This window comes from Flavobacterium sp. 9R, from assembly GCF_902506345.1.
In the GTDB taxonomy this organism is placed as follows: Bacteria; Bacteroidota; Bacteroidia; order Flavobacteriales; family Flavobacteriaceae; genus Flavobacterium.
On record NZ_LR733413.1, the window covers coordinates 662,631 to 679,652 of the forward strand.

The following is a 17,022-nucleotide window of genomic DNA, read 5'->3' on the forward strand; positions in this document are numbered from 1 at the left end:
AACTATGTAATTTATAGTTTTTTCCTTTCAGGTTCTAAAAATGTTTACCGTAAATCCGCAAATTATTTTATGCTTTTAAGTTTGTAATTTGCGAATTTGTGGTTTTTTTATGTTTTCAAACTTGCAGACTTAAGTCTGTCAACCAAAACTAAGTACTTTAAGTCGTAGTGGTTTATTTTATTTTTTATTCTCAAGAAATTCACACAAAAAACCTTAAAAATTAGCGTTTAAACAAAACTTTATTCCTTAATTTTGTCACTCAAAAAAATAAATCAACACACTATGAGTTCATTTGACGTAGTCATTATAGGTTCTGGTCCTGGAGGATATGTGTCAGCAATTCGTTGCGCACAATTAGGTTTCAAAACCGCAATTATCGAGAAATACTCCACGCTTGGAGGAACCTGTTTAAATGTAGGATGTATTCCATCTAAAGCGCTTTTAGCTTCTTCCCATCATTATGATGAAATTAAACATTTTGCCGATCACGGAATTGAACTTTCTGGTGAGGTTAAAGTGAATTTAGAGAAAATGATTGCTCGCAAACAAGCAGTTGTCGATCAAACTTCTGGAGGTGTTCAGTTTTTGATGGATAAAAATAAAATCACGGTTTTTAACGGTTTGGGTTCTTTTGTAGACGCGACTCACGTTGCGGTTGCCAAAGCTGACGGGACTTCTGAAACTATTGAAGCTAAAAATATCATTATCGCAACAGGTTCAAAACCTTCTTCTTTACCTTTTATCTCAATCGATAAAGAAAGAATTATTACTTCAACCGAAGCTTTAAAATTAAAAGAAGTGCCTAAACATCTTGTAATTATTGGAGGTGGAGTTATCGGTATTGAATTAGGTCAAGTGTATTTGCGTTTAGGTGCGCAAGTATCTGTTGTGGAATTTATGGACAGAATCATTCCAGGGATGGATGCTTCTTTGTCTAAAGAATTGACCAAAGTCCTTAAAAAACAAGGAATGAAGTTTTACACTTCTCACAAAGTACAGTCAGTAGAAAGAGCTGGTGATGTAGTAACTGTGAAAGCTGAAAATGCTAAAGGTGAAATCATTACTTTAGAAGGAGATTACTCTTTAGTTTCTGTAGGTCGTCGTCCTTATACTGATGGATTGAATGCAGATAAAGCAGGTGTAAAAATCTCAGATAGAGGTCAAATCGAAGTGAATGACCACTTGCAAACATCTACTCCAAACATCTACGCTATTGGTGATGTGGTGCGTGGCGCGATGTTGGCTCACAAAGCTGAGGAAGAAGGTACAATGGTAGCTGAAATTTTAGCAGGTCAAAAACCACATATCGATTATAATCTAATTCCTGGTGTTGTGTATACTTGGCCAGAAGTTGCTGCAGTTGGACAAACAGAAGAGCAATTAAAAGCAGCTGGAGTAGCCTACAAAGTGGGTAATTTCCCTTTCAAAGCCTTGGGTCGTGCACGTGCTAGTGCAGATTTAGACGGTTTCGTAAAAATCCTTGCTGATGCGAAAACGGATGAAGTTCTTGGTGTGCATATGATTGGAGCTAGAACAGCTGATTTGATTGCAGAAGCAGTGACTGCTATGGAATTTAAAGCTTCAGCCGAAGATATTTCTAGAATGTCACACGCGCATCCTACTTTTGCGGAAGCGATTAAAGAAGCGGCATTGGCTGCTACAGATAATAGAGCGTTACACGTATAAAAGCGTAACTTTCAAAAATAAGAAACCCGTCTCGTGATTATGAGACGGGTTTTGTTGTTTAAATCAAGGAGTAAAGACACTTTTGTAATTGTCCCAATAGCGATAAATCAAAAATAAATTTCCCAAGAATAAAGCGCCAGCAACCGGGATGCCCTCGGGAGCTAAAAAGATATTGATGAACAATATGTTTATCGTGATAGGAAGAATCAAAATATTAGCTAACGTCACAAAACGATTGCTTACAAAAGCTAATCCGCAAAGGAGTTCTATTCCCTTGGCTAGAGGCATAAGATAGGTTGCAGCTACCAATCCTACATTGAACGCTTTAAAATTTCCTGTTGTTTCAGGCTCTGGCATTAAGTGAAAAAAATAACTGATGGAGGCGAACAATAATAGCAGTCCAATCAAAATCCGAATAATAGTAGTGGCTATTTTCATATTTACAATAAATTTTAGGGGTTACTTTTTTTGAAATCAACAATTAATCATTTCGTGGTTAGGTAATGCTTCTTAAACTATCTTTTTTAGGAAATGTTTAATCGTTTATCAAATTTAGGTAATTTATTGATAAATAATGAATTGAAGGACTCGTTTTTCGGATTTTGATTTTTTATAGGAGAGGATTAAATGTGTTTTGAAGCCTTATTTTATATTTTTTATGAAAGACACTTTTTTGAATATCAAGTAAATTACTAAACCAATGAGCGCTAACCACCATAATTTCAAAAGGAAAACTACCAACGATAGCAAATGAAACCAACCAGATTGCAACGCATCCAAGATTTGAATTCCAATAGCTGGCTCAAAATAATACCCTTGTTTTTCATTGGCGACCAATTCCTGTTTTACAACTTCTCTTTGGTACAACTGAAGGGTAATGGTACTGTAATTGATTTGGTCTTGTAGCGATAAATTATCTATAAGACTAGTATCACTTGCAGCTTTTTGATTTTCAAGTTGCGTTTCGGCATTCATAATATCATTGATTTTTTTACCTTTTGTATCAATAGCATTGGCCATTCTTTTTTCATTGGTAGCGCTTCTCTTTTGTAGCAACTCATTGGATAATAATCGTAGCGCTACATCATCTGCTTTGATTAATCGGTAGTCTAAATAATCAATTTCTTTGGCAATTTCTTTTACTACGGTATCCATCTTTTGTTGAGGTACACGAAGCGTGATGGTGTTTTCAACTTTATATTTAGTGGTTTCTAGCGTGCTATCCTGACTAACTTTAGTACTTATTTGGTCATTTATGGTACTTTGAAGGTTGGAGTAGGTAACCAAACCACCCCATTTTCTGCTGGTATTCTCAATCAAGTTGGTCGATTGCACGACACTTTTTACTTTGAATTTGATATCTGCTGTTCGAATGAGCTTCCTTTTTTCTACTGTTTTTGGAGTTTCGGTGGTTTTTTCTTGGGTGTTGCTAACGGTTGCGCTATCGGCCACAGCTGTGGCATAATCAGCGGTTTCTTCTGCCGCAACATCGGCTTTTTTGCACGAAAATAGTACTACTACGATGATTACGGCTAGGGTACTTGCTTTTGCAATTGTTTTCATAAATAAATTAGTTTAATAGATTAAAAAAGGGTTAAAATTCAAATAAAAGTTCCAAAATGGAGTAAGCGTAGTTTTTTAATCAATACCTAATTTTATTTAGTGAAGTAGTACTTTTTTTTACCTATTAAAAAGTGTGCCAATTTTTTTGAGGAAGAAGGCAGAAGGGAATTTTTTGTCGTAATTTTGGAGCTTAAAATAATTATTATTGAGAGTCTCTGAATTTTATACTATAGACAATCCTTCACTTTTTAAGGAACAACTGTTGCATTGGGCACAGCAGTTTCGTGAAGTTGCTTTTTTGGATAGCAATAATTACCCACAAGCGTATTCCAGTTATGATTGTTTGTTGGCTGTAGACGCTTTCACGCTGCTGCAAACCGATTATGATAATGCTTTTGAGGATTTAAAACAGTACCAACAAACGACCAAGGACTGGCTGTTTGGCTATTTGTCTTATGATTTAAAAAACGATAGCGAACGCTTGCAATCCAATAATTTTGATGGATTGGATTTTCCAGATTTATTCTTTTTTCAGCCCAAAAAGATTTTTTTGCTAAAAGGCAATCAGCTCGAGACTCGCTATTTGCATTTATGTGATGACGAGTTGCAAGAAGATTATCAAGATATCACGACTATTGTTCCTCAACAAAGTAGTGCTTCCGAGTCTGTTATGGTTCACGCTAGAATAGACCAAAAAAAATACATCGAGCAAGTACAAAAAATGCAGGAATACATTCATAAAGGCGATATTTATGAAGCCAATTTTTGTATGGAATTTTATGCAGAAAATGCAACCATTCAACCGCTCGAAAAGTTTCAAAAGTTAAATGCTATTTCGCAACCACCCTTTGCGGTTTATTTAAAAAACAACCAGCAGTACTTGTTGTCTGCCACGCCAGAACGCTATTTGAGAAAAGAAGGAGAAGATTTGATTTCGCAACCCATAAAAGGAACCGCAAAACGCTATGAAGACCCTGTGGCCGACGAAAAAGCAAAAGAAGATTTAGCTGCCAATCCAAAAGAACGTGCTGAAAATATTATGATTACCGATTTGGTTCGCAATGATTTATCGCGAACCGCACAAAAAGGTTCGGTGCAAGTAGAAGAACTTTGCGGCATTTATTCTTTTATGCAAGTCCATCAAATGATTTCAACCATCACCTCAAAAATGGACGAAAAATATGCTGTAATTGATGTATTACGCCTCACTTTTCCAATGGGAAGTATGACGGGAGCTCCTAAAATTTCGGCTATGAAAATCATCGAAGAATTAGAAGCGACCAAAAGAGGCTTGTACAGCGGGGCAGTAGGTTATTTCACACCCGAAGGCGATTTCGATTTCAATGTCGTAATTCGCAGTATTTTGTACAATCAAAAGAAGCAATATCTTTCTTTTTCGGTCGGAAGTGCCATCACAGCCTTATCGGTGCCAGAGCAAGAATACGAAGAATGTTTGCTCAAAGCCAAAGCAATGAAGAGCGTATTAGAATAAAATTTGTTCTGAGCTATTTTTAGGAGCGCTAACAATAGGATTTTTTGCCAGGAGGATTTCCAGCTATCCGCTATATCTCTTGTATTGGCCTCCGCCATACAAGAGGATACCGCTACTATCTGGGCTAAAGAGTAACAATTGTCTATTTTTGGAGACAAAAAAAGCATCTAATTAAAAATAAGTAAATTTGAGTATGCAAAACCTCTTTTACCAACATCTACAAACGCAATTTCCGTTTCTCGAAAACAAAAAATTATTGTTGGCCGTAAGCGGTGGTGTAGACAGTATGGTACTTTTGCATTTATTGCAGCAATTGCCTTACACCATTGCCATCGCTCATTGTAATTTTCAACTTCGTGGTATTGAAAGTTTTGAAGACCAAAATTTTGTTCAAGAGTATGCTCTTCAACATCAAATACCCTTTTATTACACTCAATTCGATACTCAGGCATTTGCATATGATTATAAACTTTCGACACAAGTTGCTGCAAGAGAACTGCGATACGATTGGTTCTACGAACAACTAGAGCTCCATCAATTCGACTTTGTTTTAACAGCCCATCACGCCGATGATAATCTGGAAACTTTTTTGATTAACCTCTCAAGAGGCACAGGTTTAGACGGATTGTCGGGTATACCTGCGCAAAACGAAGCGGTAATTCGACCATTATTGCCTTTTTCTAGAACAGCAATTGAAGAGTATGCTAAAGCCAATAACTTACAGTGGCGCGAAGACAGTAGCAATGCTTCGGATAAATATTTACGCAACCAAATTCGCCATCATTTAGTTCCAATGCTCAAAGAACTGAATCCTGATTTTTTGAAAACTTTTGGAATGACTCAGGAGTATTTGCAACAAGCACAAGAATTGGTTTCAGATGCTACTATTTTGGTGTACCAGCAAGTAGCTAGAGAAGAAGGGGATGCCATTTATTTTGATTTAAAACAATTATTGCGCTTGCCAAATTATGCCTCATATTTGTACCAATGGCTTAAAGAATATGGCTTTTCGGCTTGGGATGACATTTACAATTTGGTCGATAGTCAATCAGGAAAACAAGTTTTTTCAGCAGAATACCGATTGCTAAAAGACCGCGATTTTTTTATTTTGAGTCCAATACGACAGCCTGAAAAGGAGATATATTTCATCGAAAAAAATCAAGATAAAGTTAAGATTCCCTTAAAACTCCAGTTTTGTAAAGTAACAGACATTTACAAAGCAGATTCAAGTACTATCTTTGTCGATGAATCTAAGTTAGCCTATCCTTTGGTGCTCAGAAAATGGCAAGAAGGTGACTTCTTTTATCCTTTGGGAATGAACGGCAAAAGCAAGAAAGTAAGTAAGTTTTTTAAAGATGAAAAAATTTCACTTTTAGACAAAGAAAATACTTGGCTTTTGTGTTCCAATGATGCCATTGTTTGGGTAATAGGAATGCGAGCTGACGAACGATTTAAAGTAGAACACACCACCAATACAATTTTAAAAATAGAATTAATATAAGTTATAGTAATGAAAAAACACCTTTTTTTAGGACTTTTAGTTTTCTTTTGTAGTTTGGGTAACGCCCAAATTTTGGACCCAGTAAAATGGACCACCAAAATCGAACAAAAATCAGCAACCAATTTTATAGTTACATTCAATGCGACCATCGAAAACGAATGGCACGTATATTCACAGTTTACTCCAGATGGTGGTCCACTGCCTTTAGAAGTTAATTTCAAAAATCAAAAAGGGAATTACACTTTAGTAGGCAAAGCCAAAGAAAGTAAAACAAGAACCGCTTACAATGATATTTTTGAAGTAAATGAAACTTTTTTTGAGAAGAAAGCGCAAATTACGCAAGAGATAAGTCTCGTAAATAAAGGCGTTAAGACTATAGAAGTTGAGTTGAATTTTCAGGCTTGTAAAGAAGTTTGTATCAATCTCGAAAAGAAATTTAGCATTGCCATTCCTGAGTTAAAAAACACTGCTACAACAGCATCTCCAACTACTCCGATTAATGATTTAGTAAAAGATACGACTGCGCAGACAATAGATTCTGCAACAACAGTTGCCGCTGATACTGTAAAAGATTCAGTTACTAAAGAGACTTCTCAAATAGCTTCTGCAAAAAGCGCAACAACAGAACACGGGTTGTGGGCGATTTTCTTTATTGCTTTTTTATCAGGTTTTGCAGCATTGTTAACGCCTTGTGTTTTTCCAATGATTCCAATGACCGTAAGTTTCTTTACCAAGCAAAGCAAAAACAAAGCAGCAGGAATCAGAAATGCCATTATCTACGGAATTTCAATTATCGTTATTTATGTAGGTTTGGGCTTATTGGTTACTTGGATTTTCGGTGCCGATGCGTTGAATGCCTTGTCTACCAATGTTTGGTTTAACCTTATTTTCTTCGTTTTATTAATTGTTTTCGCCACATCTTTTTTGGGAGCATTCGAAATTATGTTGCCGAATTCTTGGGCAAACAAAGTAGACAGTCAAGCCGACCGTGGTGGAATCATAGGTATTTTGTTTATGGCATTGGCATTAGCCATTGTGTCTTTTTCTTGTACTGGTCCTATTGTTGGAACTTTATTGGTAGAAGCCGCTTCTAAAGGCGGAATTGCACCAGTAGTTGGGATGTTAGGTTTTTCATTAGCCTTAGCCTTACCTTTTATGTTGTTCGCAATGTTCCCAGGCTGGTTGAATTCTTTACCTAAATCTGGAGGTTGGTTGAATACCGTAAAAGTAGTTCTTGGATTTTTAGAGTTGGCTTTGGCTTTCAAATTTTTATCCAATGCAGATTTGGTATTGCAATTGCATTTGCTGGAGCGCGAAGTTTTTATCGCGATTTGGATTGCTATTTTTGGAGCGTTATCGTTGTATCTTTTTGGAAAAATCACACTACCACACGATAGTCCAGTAGGACACATTTCTGTGGGTAGATTGTATATGGGATTACTTTCATTGGTATTTACCTTTTATTTAATTCCTGGATTATGGGGAGCTCCATTAAAATTTATCAATGCTTTTCCTCCTCCAATGGAATATAGCGAAAGCCCAATGGGATTTGGTGGTTCTTCAAAAACTGTAGCTACAGCGTTGCTACCAGAGGGAGCTAAAAGTGGTCCTCACGGGATTGTTGTTTTTGATGATTATGAAGAAGGTTTGGCTTATGCCAAAAAAGTAAATAAACCCATTATGCTCGATTTTACAGGTTTCGCTTGTGTAAATTGTCGTAAAATGGAAAACAATGTTTGGTCGAATCCTAACGTCTTGTCTATTTTAAAAGAGAAAGTGGTTGTGATTTCATTGTATGTAGACGATAAAAGAGAATTACCGAAAAATGAGCAGTTTTTTTCAAAAGCTACCGAATCAGAGATAGAAACAATTGGGGATAAGTGGACGGATTTTATGATTACAAGATACAAAACCAATACGCAGCCTTTGTATGTCTTGACAGATTTGGAAGGAAAAAGTTTGAATGCATCACAGCCTACGATAAGTTATGTTGGCGTAGAAGAGTACGAAGCTTGGTTAAAGTCTGGTATAGCAAAGTTTTAAACAAAACTAGTTTTTTTGAAATCCCATCTGTGAAAACGGATGGGATTTCTTATTTTTACGAATTATCAATAAACCAACTAATATGAAAAAATTACTAATGCTTCCTTTTTTGTTTTTGTGCCTTTCGGTATTAGGACAAGAAAAGAAAACCAACTATGTAGCTGAAAATTATACCAAGCAGGAAGTGCGAATCAAAATGCGTGATGGCTTAGAATTATTTACAGCTATTTATTCCCCAAAAGATACTTCTAAAAAGTATCCGATTGTAATGCAGCGTACTCCATACAATTGCGCACCTTACGGACCAGACCAATTTAAAAGAAGCATTGCCCCCAACGAAACGATGATGAAAGAAGGATACATCGTAGTGTATCAAGATGTGAGAGGGCGCTATATGAGTGATGGATTATATGACAATATGAGAGGATATATTCCAAATAAAAAAGGAAAAACCGAAGTTGATGAAGCTTCAGATACCTACGATACTATCGATTGGTTGGTGAAGAATGTAGCTAATAACAACGGAAATGTGGGGACTTGGGGAATTTCATATCCAGGTTATTATGCTTCTTATTCTTTGTTGAGCGGGCATCCTGCTTTAAAAGCAGTTTCGCCTCAGGCTTGTATTAGTGATTTCTTCTTTGATGACTTCCATCATAATGGGGCTTATTTATTAAGCTATTGGAAGGTGACACCACTTTTTGGTCCTCAAAAAACAAAGCCAACTACAGAAGCTTGGTTTAAATTCCCAAATGTAGGTACCAATGACGATTATCAGTTCTTTTTAAATACTGGACCTTTAGTGAATTTGGACAAATATTACGATTCTTCCAATGAATTTTGGCAACAATTAAAAGAACATTCAAGCTATGATGAATTTTGGCAAAAAAGAGGCTTGTTGCAGCATTTAAAAAATATCAAACCAGCTGTTATGATTGTTGGAGGTTGGTTCGATGCTGAGGATTTGTATGGCCCATTGAATACGTATTCAACCATAGAAAAAAGCAGTAAAAATTACAACACTATTGTTATGGGACCCTGGAGCCACGGCGATTGGGCTAGAAATTCAGAAAAACAAATTATAGGAAATATTAATTTTGGTGACAGTATTTCTGGTTTTTATCAAAAGAATATTGAGGCTAATTTTTTCCGTCATTTCTTGAAAAATAATGGGAAAGGGGAAAACAAATTACCCGAAGCTTATGTTTTTGATACAGGAAGAAAAGAATGGAAAACCTACGATACTTGGCCACCAAAAAACACGGAGAAACAACAATTCTATTTGCAACCGCAACAGAAGTTAACTAAAAATGCTGGAGCAGTTTCTTTTGAGGAATTTATCAGTGACCCAAAGAAGCCAGTGCCACATTCTGAAGATATCAAACAGCAAGGTTTGACACCAAGAAAATATATGACCGATGACCAACGATTTGCGGCTAGAAGACCTGATGTTTTGGTTTTTGAAACAGATGTTTTAGCGGAAGATGTTACTTTGGCTGGAGATATTTTAGCCAAATTGCAAGTTGCTACCACAGGAACCGATGCGGATTGGATAGTTAAAGTAGTCGATGTTTTCCCGAATGACGAACCTGAAACAAAAGAAGTGCAACCGTATTTAAAAATGAGTAATTATCATATGATGGTGCGCAGTGAAGTGATGAGAGGGCGTTTTCGCAATAGTTTTGTGGATCCACAGCCTTTTGTGGCCAACGAAAAAACTCCAGTAAATGTAAAATTGCAAGATGTTTTTCACACCTTTAAAAAAGGACATAAAATTCAAATTCAAATGCAAAGTACTTGGTTCCCTTTAATTGATTTGAATCCTCAAACTTTTGTGCCGAACATATTTTATGCTAAGCCAGAGGATTTCAAAAAGCAAACGCATCGTGTGTATTCAGACTCAGCTATTGAATTTACCGTTTTAAAATAAAGAATGAATTCTTTCATTTGTAATTACCTCCAAACTAGTTTGGAGGTTTTTTTATGGCTAAAACCAACTTTTACTTATGGTTTTTATGAAGGAGTTATTGTTTTTTTTCAGTGGATGTGTCTTGTGAATGTTGATTTTGGGTTATTTTAATCTTGTTAGTTTAATTAGAGAAAGAGGGATTCTTTATTTATAATAGATTTACCATTTCACAGAAGAATAAAAAAAATGGCTGTCTCAAAAGAAACAGCCATTTTTTAATTTGGGGCGGGTATTTTTTATAGGTATTCTCCGTGTTGAGTAATATCTAATCCTAATTCTTCTTTATCTTCACTTACACGCAAAGGAGTGATTTTGTTTACAATAAAGAATAAAGCATAAGAAGCAGCAAAAGCAAAGATAGAAACCAATACTAAAGCTTTCAATTGGATTAAGAATAGGGTAGCGTCACCGTAGATTAATCCTTGGTTGTCACCAACAATTGAGTTCACAGATTTTGAAGCAAAAACACCAGTTAAAAGCATTCCTACCATACCACCTACACCGTGACAAGCAAATACATCCAAAGCATCATCAATTTTTCCTTTAGGGAATTTGCTGCAAACGAAATTACTAACAATACTCGCAATAATACCGATAGCAATTGCACTAGGAATAGTTACGAAACCAGCAGCTGGTGTGATAGCAACTAATCCTACAACTGCACCAATACAAGCACCCATTGCTGATAATTTATGACCTAATATTTTATCTAAGAAAACCCAAGCCATTGCAGCAGCAGCAGCAGCTACAGTTGTTGTTCCTAAAGCTTGAGCAGCTAAACCGCTAGCTCCAACAGCAGAACCTGCATTGAATCCGAACCATCCGAACCATAATAAACCTGTTCCTAATAATACATAAGTAATACGAGCAGGGTTAACTTTTTGTACTTTTCTTTTGCCTAAGAACATTGCTCCAGCCAAAGCAGCCCAACCTGCACTCATGTGAACTACGGTTCCTCCAGCAAAGTCTAATACTCCCCATCCGAAGAATAATCCATCAGGATGCCAAGTCATATGACATAAAGGAGCGTATATGAATAAAATGAATAAAACCATGAATAATAAGTAAGCCCAGAAACGAACACGCTCTGCAAAAGCTCCCGTAATTAATGCAGGTGTAATAATTGCAAATTTAGCTTGAAAGAAAGCAAATAATATAAAAGGAATTGTTGGCGCAAGTTCCCATGCAGTAGTTGAATTTACTCCGTTAAACATAAAGTTGCTTGATGGGTCACCAATTATACCGCCTACAGAAGGTCCAAAGCATAATCCGAAACCAACCAATACCCATAAAACAGTGACAATTACCATTGCCATAAAACTTTGTAGCATTGTACTAATTACATTCTTTTTTCCAACCATACCTCCATAGAAGAAACCTAGTCCTGGTGTCATGATTAATACTAAGGCAGATGCAACAATCATCCAAGCTGTATCGCCTGTGTCTAATTTTAAGGCTACAACATGTGCTCCTAATGCAGTTGCTTCACTTTGAAAATAAATTGAAAAAACGGATAATACCAAAATTGTGATCAGTATCACACTCAAAATAATCTTTCGCATAGTTTATAGTTTTTTTGTTAATTATGGGTTAAAAATATAAAATCATTTGTAACCCCTATAAAAAATCATAAATAAAAATTAATTTTTACTAAATTGATATTTTACCCCCTTAAATTTTGAGGGTAGTATCAATTTTTTATTGATTATTTTACATTTTGTTAATCGGTATTTTTTTGAATGATTTTAAAATTCATGAACTTAGTCAATTCGTAATTTAATTTGAGCTTGATTTACTCCCATAAAAAAAGGAGGGATCTAAATAGAAACCTCCTTTACTTAATTTTGTTTTTTACAGTATATTATAACGTATGTTTACTCAAAATGCGATATACTTCATTGATGTTATTACCACCTTTTCCAAATTGTTTTGAAATGGGTTCATTGTCATTATTCAGCCAAATTTTTAAATCGGCATCCAAATCAAGTATTCCCGCACTTTCTTTTGAGAATTTTTTAATGTTTTTGTAGGGAATGGATAAGTAATCCACTTTTGAGCCCACTAATTGTTTTTCGACTAGTATTAATCTTTTGTTGGTAAAAACAAACATATCTTTTATTAATCGGAAGGCTTTTTCGATTTCTTCGCCTTCAATTAGTATTGGTTCAAATTCTTTAGAAGCACTTTCTATATTTACTTCAGAGGCGTTTCCTAAAATGGCATTGAATAGTCCCATAGTGTTTATTTTTGATTGTATTTTGCTTTGTATTTATCGCTAAGTTTTGTTTGATGCGTCGCCAAACTAATCATTCTCCCTTGAATAAAGGCATGGGTTAATTTGTTAGTTCTCATGTCTAAAGCATCGCCTTCTGAGATAAAGAGAGTGGCATCTTTGCCTTCTTCTAATGAACCACATTGTTGGTCAATTCCTAATAATTTAGCAGTATTCAAAGTAATTAATTGTAGCGCTTTTTCTTTATCTAAGCCATAAGCAACACAAGTTCCTGCTAAAAAGGGAAGGTTTCTTGAACTCATTCTTTCTTTACTTCCGCTATTTTCTAAACCAACCAGAATTCCTTTATCAGTTAATATTTTGGCCATTTTATAGGGTAAATCAATATCTTGGTCTTCATTGGTTGGAAGGTCGTGAATTCTTCTTAAAAGTACACCAATATTATTTTTAAGCAAAAGTGGCGCTGCTTTATAGGCTTCGAATCCGCCAACAATCACCATTTTTTTAATTCCATTCTCTAGAGCTAATTGAATACCATCGACAATTTGTTTTTCTTCATCCGCGTGAATGAACAAGGTTTGAGTTCCGTCGAATAAGCCTTTGGTAGCTTCAGTAACTAAATTTCTGCTGTCTGAGGTACCGCCTAAATAAGCTTTCGAACTTTTGAAAAAAGCATTTAACTCTTGAAGTTGTTTGTTGTACTCTTTGTTGGGTTCGATTGAACCAGGTTCTGCCCACCAGCCACCTCTTCTAAAAGTAGCAGGAAGATTGATATGGATACCATCATTTTCTTTAATCAAAGCTTCTTTCCAGTGCCAAGCATCTAATTGAACAATAGAAGAACTACCAGAAACTCTTCCTCCTCTTGGCGTGATTTGAGCCATTAAAATTCCGTTAGGGCGAACCGTTTCAATTACTTTTGAATCGGCAGTGTAGGCCACAATACTTCTTACGTTGGGATTAAAAGTTCCAATTTCTTCCTCATCATCCGAAGATTTAACCGCGTCAATTTCTACTAATCCCAAAGTTGAATTGGGTACGATAAATCCAGGATAGACGTGTTTTCCTGTGGCATCTATTGTAGTGTTGTAGGCATCTTTGGCTAATTTTATTTGTTGGGCATTGGCTACCAAAGTAATTTTTCCGTCTTTAAAACCAATGGCTGCGTTTTCTATAACTTCACCAGTTCCTAAATGTGCTGTGGCATTAAGGATAAGTATCGATTGAGATTGTGGTGGCGCAGGTATTTGTTGGGCTTGACTAAGTGTTGAAAAACCTAGAGTGGCCAATAAAAGTGCTATTTTTATGTTCATCTTTTTTAAAATTTCGTGTTCGTAGTGCATACTAGATTGGATTACAATTCTTCCATTGTATCGCATTCGTACTCAGGTTTGATCGTTTTCTTAGGAGCTTGTGTGGTCATTCCTTTGTTTTTTTCTAACAATAATTGACCAATCAATTGGGCTCTTTCTTTAGCATTTGCAGCTCTTTTAACTTCGTCAACTTGGCTATCAAAATAAACAACACCTTCGATTAGCGTTTTTTCTGCTTTAGCATAAATAGACAAAGGATTGTTGTTCCAAAGTACTACATCGGCATCTTTGCCTACTTTTATGCTTCCCACTTTATCATCTATGTGTAATAATTTTGCAGGATTTAAAGTCACGAATTTCCAAGCTTCTTCTTCGGAGATATTACCATATTTTACCGCTTTTGCAGCTTCTTGGTTCAATCTTCTTGACATTTCAGCATCATCAGAATTGTAGGCTACTACTAATCCGTGGTTGTGCATAATCGCACCGTTTTGTGGAATAGCATCGTTTACTTCGAATTTATAAGCCCACCAGTCAGAGAAAGTTGAGGCACCAACACCGTGCTCTTTCATTTTGTCAGCCACTTTGTATCCTTCAAGAATGTGGGTATAGGTATTTACTTTGAAGCCCATTTTGTCCGCCACATTCATTAACATCAAGATTTCTGATTGTACATAAGAATGACAACTTATGAATCGTTTGTTGTTTAAAATTTCAGCTAAAGTTTGTAATTCCAAATCGGTTCTTGGTGCTTTTGTTTTGTCTTTTTTACCGCTTGCATTGAATTTTTTCCAAGCTAAGTCGTATTCTTTGGCTCTTTGAAAGTAATCCGTAAATACTTGTTCTACTCCCATACGAGTTTGAGGAAAACGAGTTGGATTCGCGTTACCCCAGTTGGATTGTTTTACGTTTTCACCTAAGGCAAATTTGATGAATTTGGGTTGGTTTTTGTATAACAATTCTTCTGGTTCCATTCCCCATTTCCATTTTACGATAGCAGAACGTCCACCGATTGGGTTAGCAGAACCGTGTAGTAATTGTGATGTAGTAACACCTCCCGCTAAATCTCTGTAAATATTAATGTCTTCGGAGTTCACTACGTCTTCGATAGTTACTTCGGCACTTGAGTTGTGTCCTCCCTCGTTTACACCATTCGAAATAGCAATGTGAGAGTGTTCGTCAATGATACCGCTAGTTAAGTGTTTTCCTTTGGCATCAATGATAGTAGCTCCACCATCAGAAAGGTTTTTTCCGATAGCAGCAATTTTACCGTTTTTAACCAATACGTCGGTTTGTTCTAGAATTCCTTCTTTTTCGTTTGTCCAAACGGTTGCATTTTTGAATAACAAGGTTTGAGCTTTTGGGATTTCAGTATTTCCGTATGCAATGTTTGGATAAGTAACAGGCTGAACCGCGAATGGTTTTTCAACGGCGCTTGAGTCTTTTACAATCTTAAATGGCGCAGTTTTTTTGGCATACCAAGTCACTTCTGAACCATTGTTTAAAATGGCTTTTCCAGATAAGTTTTCAGTAGTGTCTACCAAGCCATTCAGTCTTGAAAAATTGGTTTTTACATCGTCATTAGATTTAATTAATAACGTTACCCATTGATTCGCAAAAGTCAAATTCGATTTTACTTTCTTTTTATCAGCGGTTGTAATATCTGATTTTGGTTTGGCAACTTCTCCTTCAATTTTTAATTTATAGGTTTCATTACTTACGGTCAAATCATATTCTCCTCGAATGTCTTTTACAGTCCAATCGTTAATCACATATTTATTGCCTTGTACCCAGTTTTCGAAAACTATGGTTTTTTCATCAAAAATGGCTCCTGAGGTAATGATGAAGTTGGCATAACTTCCTGTTTTTAAGCTTCCAATTTCATTACTTTTTCCAAGTAAAGCAGCTGGAGTAGTAGTCAAAGCTTCTAACGCTTTTGTCGGGTCAAAACCAAATTGAATGGCTTTTAATAAATTCCCTCTAAAGTCCTCTATCTTTTTTAATTTGTCTGTAGTTAATGCGAAAGTAATTCCGTTTTCAGATAGTACTTTTAAGTTGCTAGGTGCTTGATTCCAAAAACGTAAGTCAGCCAACTCCATTTGGTTCGCATTGAACGGATTTGAAACATCGTAAGCTTCTGGGAAGTTAATCGGGATGATAAAACTAGCATTCGTTTTTTTGATTTCTTGAATGCGTTCAAATTCATTTCCAGCTCCTTTAAGGATATAATTTAAGCCAAATTCTTTTGCAATTTTTGAGGCTCTTAAACTATTCAATTTGTCTTCTGCTGTAAAAATTTGAACTAGTTTTTCGTTAGCAATCAATGCTTCTAATGATAAGTCTTTGTTGGAGGCATTCCCATTTTTGTACCATTCTTTATCGTGATACATTTGACGAAGCAAAGCCATCATTCCCATTAGCGAAGAAGGATAGGATTGATTGGTAGTTACGCTACGAGTAAAACCGAAGTGCTGGCTGGCTTTGTTGCTCAAAATTCGATTGGTTTTATCGCTGTTATTCAAAGCAACTATGGCTCCAGTTCCTCTAGCAATACCATCTTGAATATGAGTACCTACTACACCAAATCCGGCTTTTAATAATTCTTCAGCTTTGGTTTCGTCGTAAGCGAAAGTTTCGTAAGCATTGATTTCTGAGCGAATGTTTTCGTTCCAATAATAGCCTGCGCGTTTGGTATCATAAGAAGAACCTCTTTCGCCAGATGCCGCTCTTTTTGGTTTTTCAGCACCAAAACTAGTATACATATCGATGAAGGAAGGGTAAATTGATTTTCCTTCGGCATCAATTATCATCGCGTTTTTGGGGATAGCAACTGAGTTTCCTGATGCTACTACTTTGCCATTTTGAATAAGTAAAGTTCCTTTTTCAATGACTTGAGTAGGGGTAACGTAGATTTTTACGTTGGTAAACGCAGTGTAATAGTTGTTTTTGTTTGGAATACTTTCGTTATTCGGAAAGTACTCTTGTGCTTGAGTTTTCGCTATAAAAACACCAAAAAAGAGTAGGATTATAAGTTTTTTCATAATGGGTTGGTTAATTTATTTAAAAATACTAAAATTAATTACACTAAGTAGGGCTATTTCAATTTTAACGTCTGTTTCGAGTCGGATACTTTTTTTTGCTAAAATTTTATTTTTTTGTGACTTATTTTTTTAAGTTTTTGAGAATACTTTTTAAATTTAACAAGTTGATTACTGTTATAGT

General features: G+C 35.8%; 11 protein-coding genes. 5 read left to right on the forward strand and 6 right to left on the reverse strand.

The genetic code is table 11. The features are described 5' to 3' along the window. Positions 1–282: 282 nt before the first annotated feature. Entirely contained in the window at positions 283–1,686 is a 1,404-nt protein-coding gene (lpdA, locus tag FLAVO9AF_RS02990) for a dihydrolipoyl dehydrogenase (RefSeq protein WP_159684052.1), read from the forward strand. 63 nt (positions 1,687–1,749) lie between these two features. On the opposite strand, the gene FLAVO9AF_RS02995 is transcribed toward lpdA, so the two are convergent. Together FLAVO9AF_RS02995 and FLAVO9AF_RS03000 are read right to left on the reverse strand one after the other, a co-directional pair. Next, complete coding sequence (locus tag FLAVO9AF_RS02995; protein ID WP_159684055.1) at positions 1,750–2,124, reverse strand: DoxX family membrane protein; 375 nt, start codon at positions 2,122–2,124, stop codon at positions 1,750–1,752. 204 nt (positions 2,125–2,328) lie between these two features. Next, positions 2,329–3,249, reverse strand: coding sequence for a DUF4349 domain-containing protein (locus tag FLAVO9AF_RS03000; RefSeq protein ID WP_159684059.1), 921 nt, complete (start codon positions 3,247–3,249; stop codon positions 2,329–2,331). A gap of 205 nt (positions 3,250–3,454) precedes the next feature. Here FLAVO9AF_RS03000 and FLAVO9AF_RS03005 point away from each other — a divergent pair, with 205 nt between their 5' ends. The 4 genes from FLAVO9AF_RS03005 (at position 3,455) to FLAVO9AF_RS03020 (ending at position 10,215) form a co-directional block, all read left to right on the forward strand. Next, positions 3,455–4,741: an anthranilate synthase component I family protein gene (locus tag FLAVO9AF_RS03005; RefSeq protein WP_159684062.1), complete on the forward strand. Its 1,287-nt coding sequence runs from the start codon at positions 3,455–3,457 to the stop codon at positions 4,739–4,741. Positions 4,742–4,934: 193 nt separating this feature from the next. Continuing rightward, a complete protein-coding gene (gene tilS, locus FLAVO9AF_RS03010; protein WP_159684066.1) occupies positions 4,935–6,242 on the forward strand; it encodes a tRNA lysidine(34) synthetase TilS in 1,308 nt (435 codons plus the stop codon). 9 nt (positions 6,243–6,251) lie between these two features. Next, positions 6,252–8,285, forward strand: coding sequence for a protein-disulfide reductase DsbD (locus tag FLAVO9AF_RS03015; protein ID WP_159684070.1), 2,034 nt, complete (start codon positions 6,252–6,254; stop codon positions 8,283–8,285). 82 nt (positions 8,286–8,367) lie between these two features. Further along, on the forward strand, positions 8,368–10,215 hold the full coding sequence (locus tag FLAVO9AF_RS03020) for a CocE/NonD family hydrolase (protein WP_159684073.1): 1,848 nt from the start codon (positions 8,368–8,370) through the stop codon (positions 10,213–10,215). A 275-nt stretch (positions 10,216–10,490) separates the two neighbouring features. Here the strand turns inward: FLAVO9AF_RS03020 and FLAVO9AF_RS03025 are convergent, their stop codons facing one another. The 4 genes from FLAVO9AF_RS03025 to FLAVO9AF_RS03040 form a co-directional block, all read right to left on the reverse strand. Beyond that, positions 10,491–11,816, reverse strand: coding sequence for an ammonium transporter (locus FLAVO9AF_RS03025; protein ID WP_159684076.1), 1,326 nt, complete (start codon positions 11,814–11,816; stop codon positions 10,491–10,493). Between the two features lie 299 nt (positions 11,817–12,115). After that, positions 12,116–12,490, reverse strand: a complete 375-nt coding sequence (locus tag FLAVO9AF_RS03030; protein WP_159684080.1) for a PH domain-containing protein — start codon at positions 12,488–12,490, stop codon at positions 12,116–12,118. A gap of 5 nt (positions 12,491–12,495) precedes the next feature. Beyond that, positions 12,496–13,800 (reverse strand): amidohydrolase family protein, encoded by a 1,305-nt coding sequence (locus tag FLAVO9AF_RS03035; protein ID WP_159690845.1) that lies wholly within the window; start codon positions 13,798–13,800, stop codon positions 12,496–12,498. Positions 13,801–13,841: 41 nt separating this feature from the next. Then, a complete protein-coding gene (locus FLAVO9AF_RS03040) occupies positions 13,842–16,841 on the reverse strand; it encodes an amidohydrolase family protein (RefSeq protein ID WP_159684084.1) in 3,000 nt (999 codons plus the stop codon). Positions 16,842–17,022: the final 181 nt, after the last annotated feature.

Bases quoted from the DNA above. Each gene is read 5' to 3' on its own strand.
- lpdA (WP_159684052.1), top strand. From the start codon at position 283: ATGAGTTCATTTGACGTAGTCATTATAGGTTCTGGTCCTGGAGGATAT.
- FLAVO9AF_RS02995 (WP_159684055.1), bottom strand. From the start codon at position 2,124: ATGAAAATAGCCACTACTATTATTCGGATTTTGATTGGACTGCTATTA.
- FLAVO9AF_RS03000 (WP_159684059.1), bottom strand. From the start codon at position 3,249: ATGAAAACAATTGCAAAAGCAAGTACCCTAGCCGTAATCATCGTAGTA.
- tilS (WP_159684066.1), top strand. From the start codon at position 4,935: ATGCAAAACCTCTTTTACCAACATCTACAAACGCAATTTCCGTTTCTC.
- FLAVO9AF_RS03015 (WP_159684070.1), top strand. From the start codon at position 6,252: ATGAAAAAACACCTTTTTTTAGGACTTTTAGTTTTCTTTTGTAGTTTG.
- FLAVO9AF_RS03020 (WP_159684073.1), top strand. From the start codon at position 8,368: ATGAAAAAATTACTAATGCTTCCTTTTTTGTTTTTGTGCCTTTCGGTA.
- FLAVO9AF_RS03025 (WP_159684076.1), bottom strand. From the start codon at position 11,816: ATGCGAAAGATTATTTTGAGTGTGATACTGATCACAATTTTGGTATTA.
- FLAVO9AF_RS03030 (WP_159684080.1), bottom strand. From the start codon at position 12,490: ATGGGACTATTCAATGCCATTTTAGGAAACGCCTCTGAAGTAAATATA.
- FLAVO9AF_RS03035 (WP_159690845.1), bottom strand. From the start codon at position 13,800: ATGAACATAAAAATAGCACTTTTATTGGCCACTCTAGGTTTTTCAACA.
- FLAVO9AF_RS03040 (WP_159684084.1), bottom strand. From the start codon at position 16,841: ATGAAAAAACTTATAATCCTACTCTTTTTTGGTGTTTTTATAGCGAAA.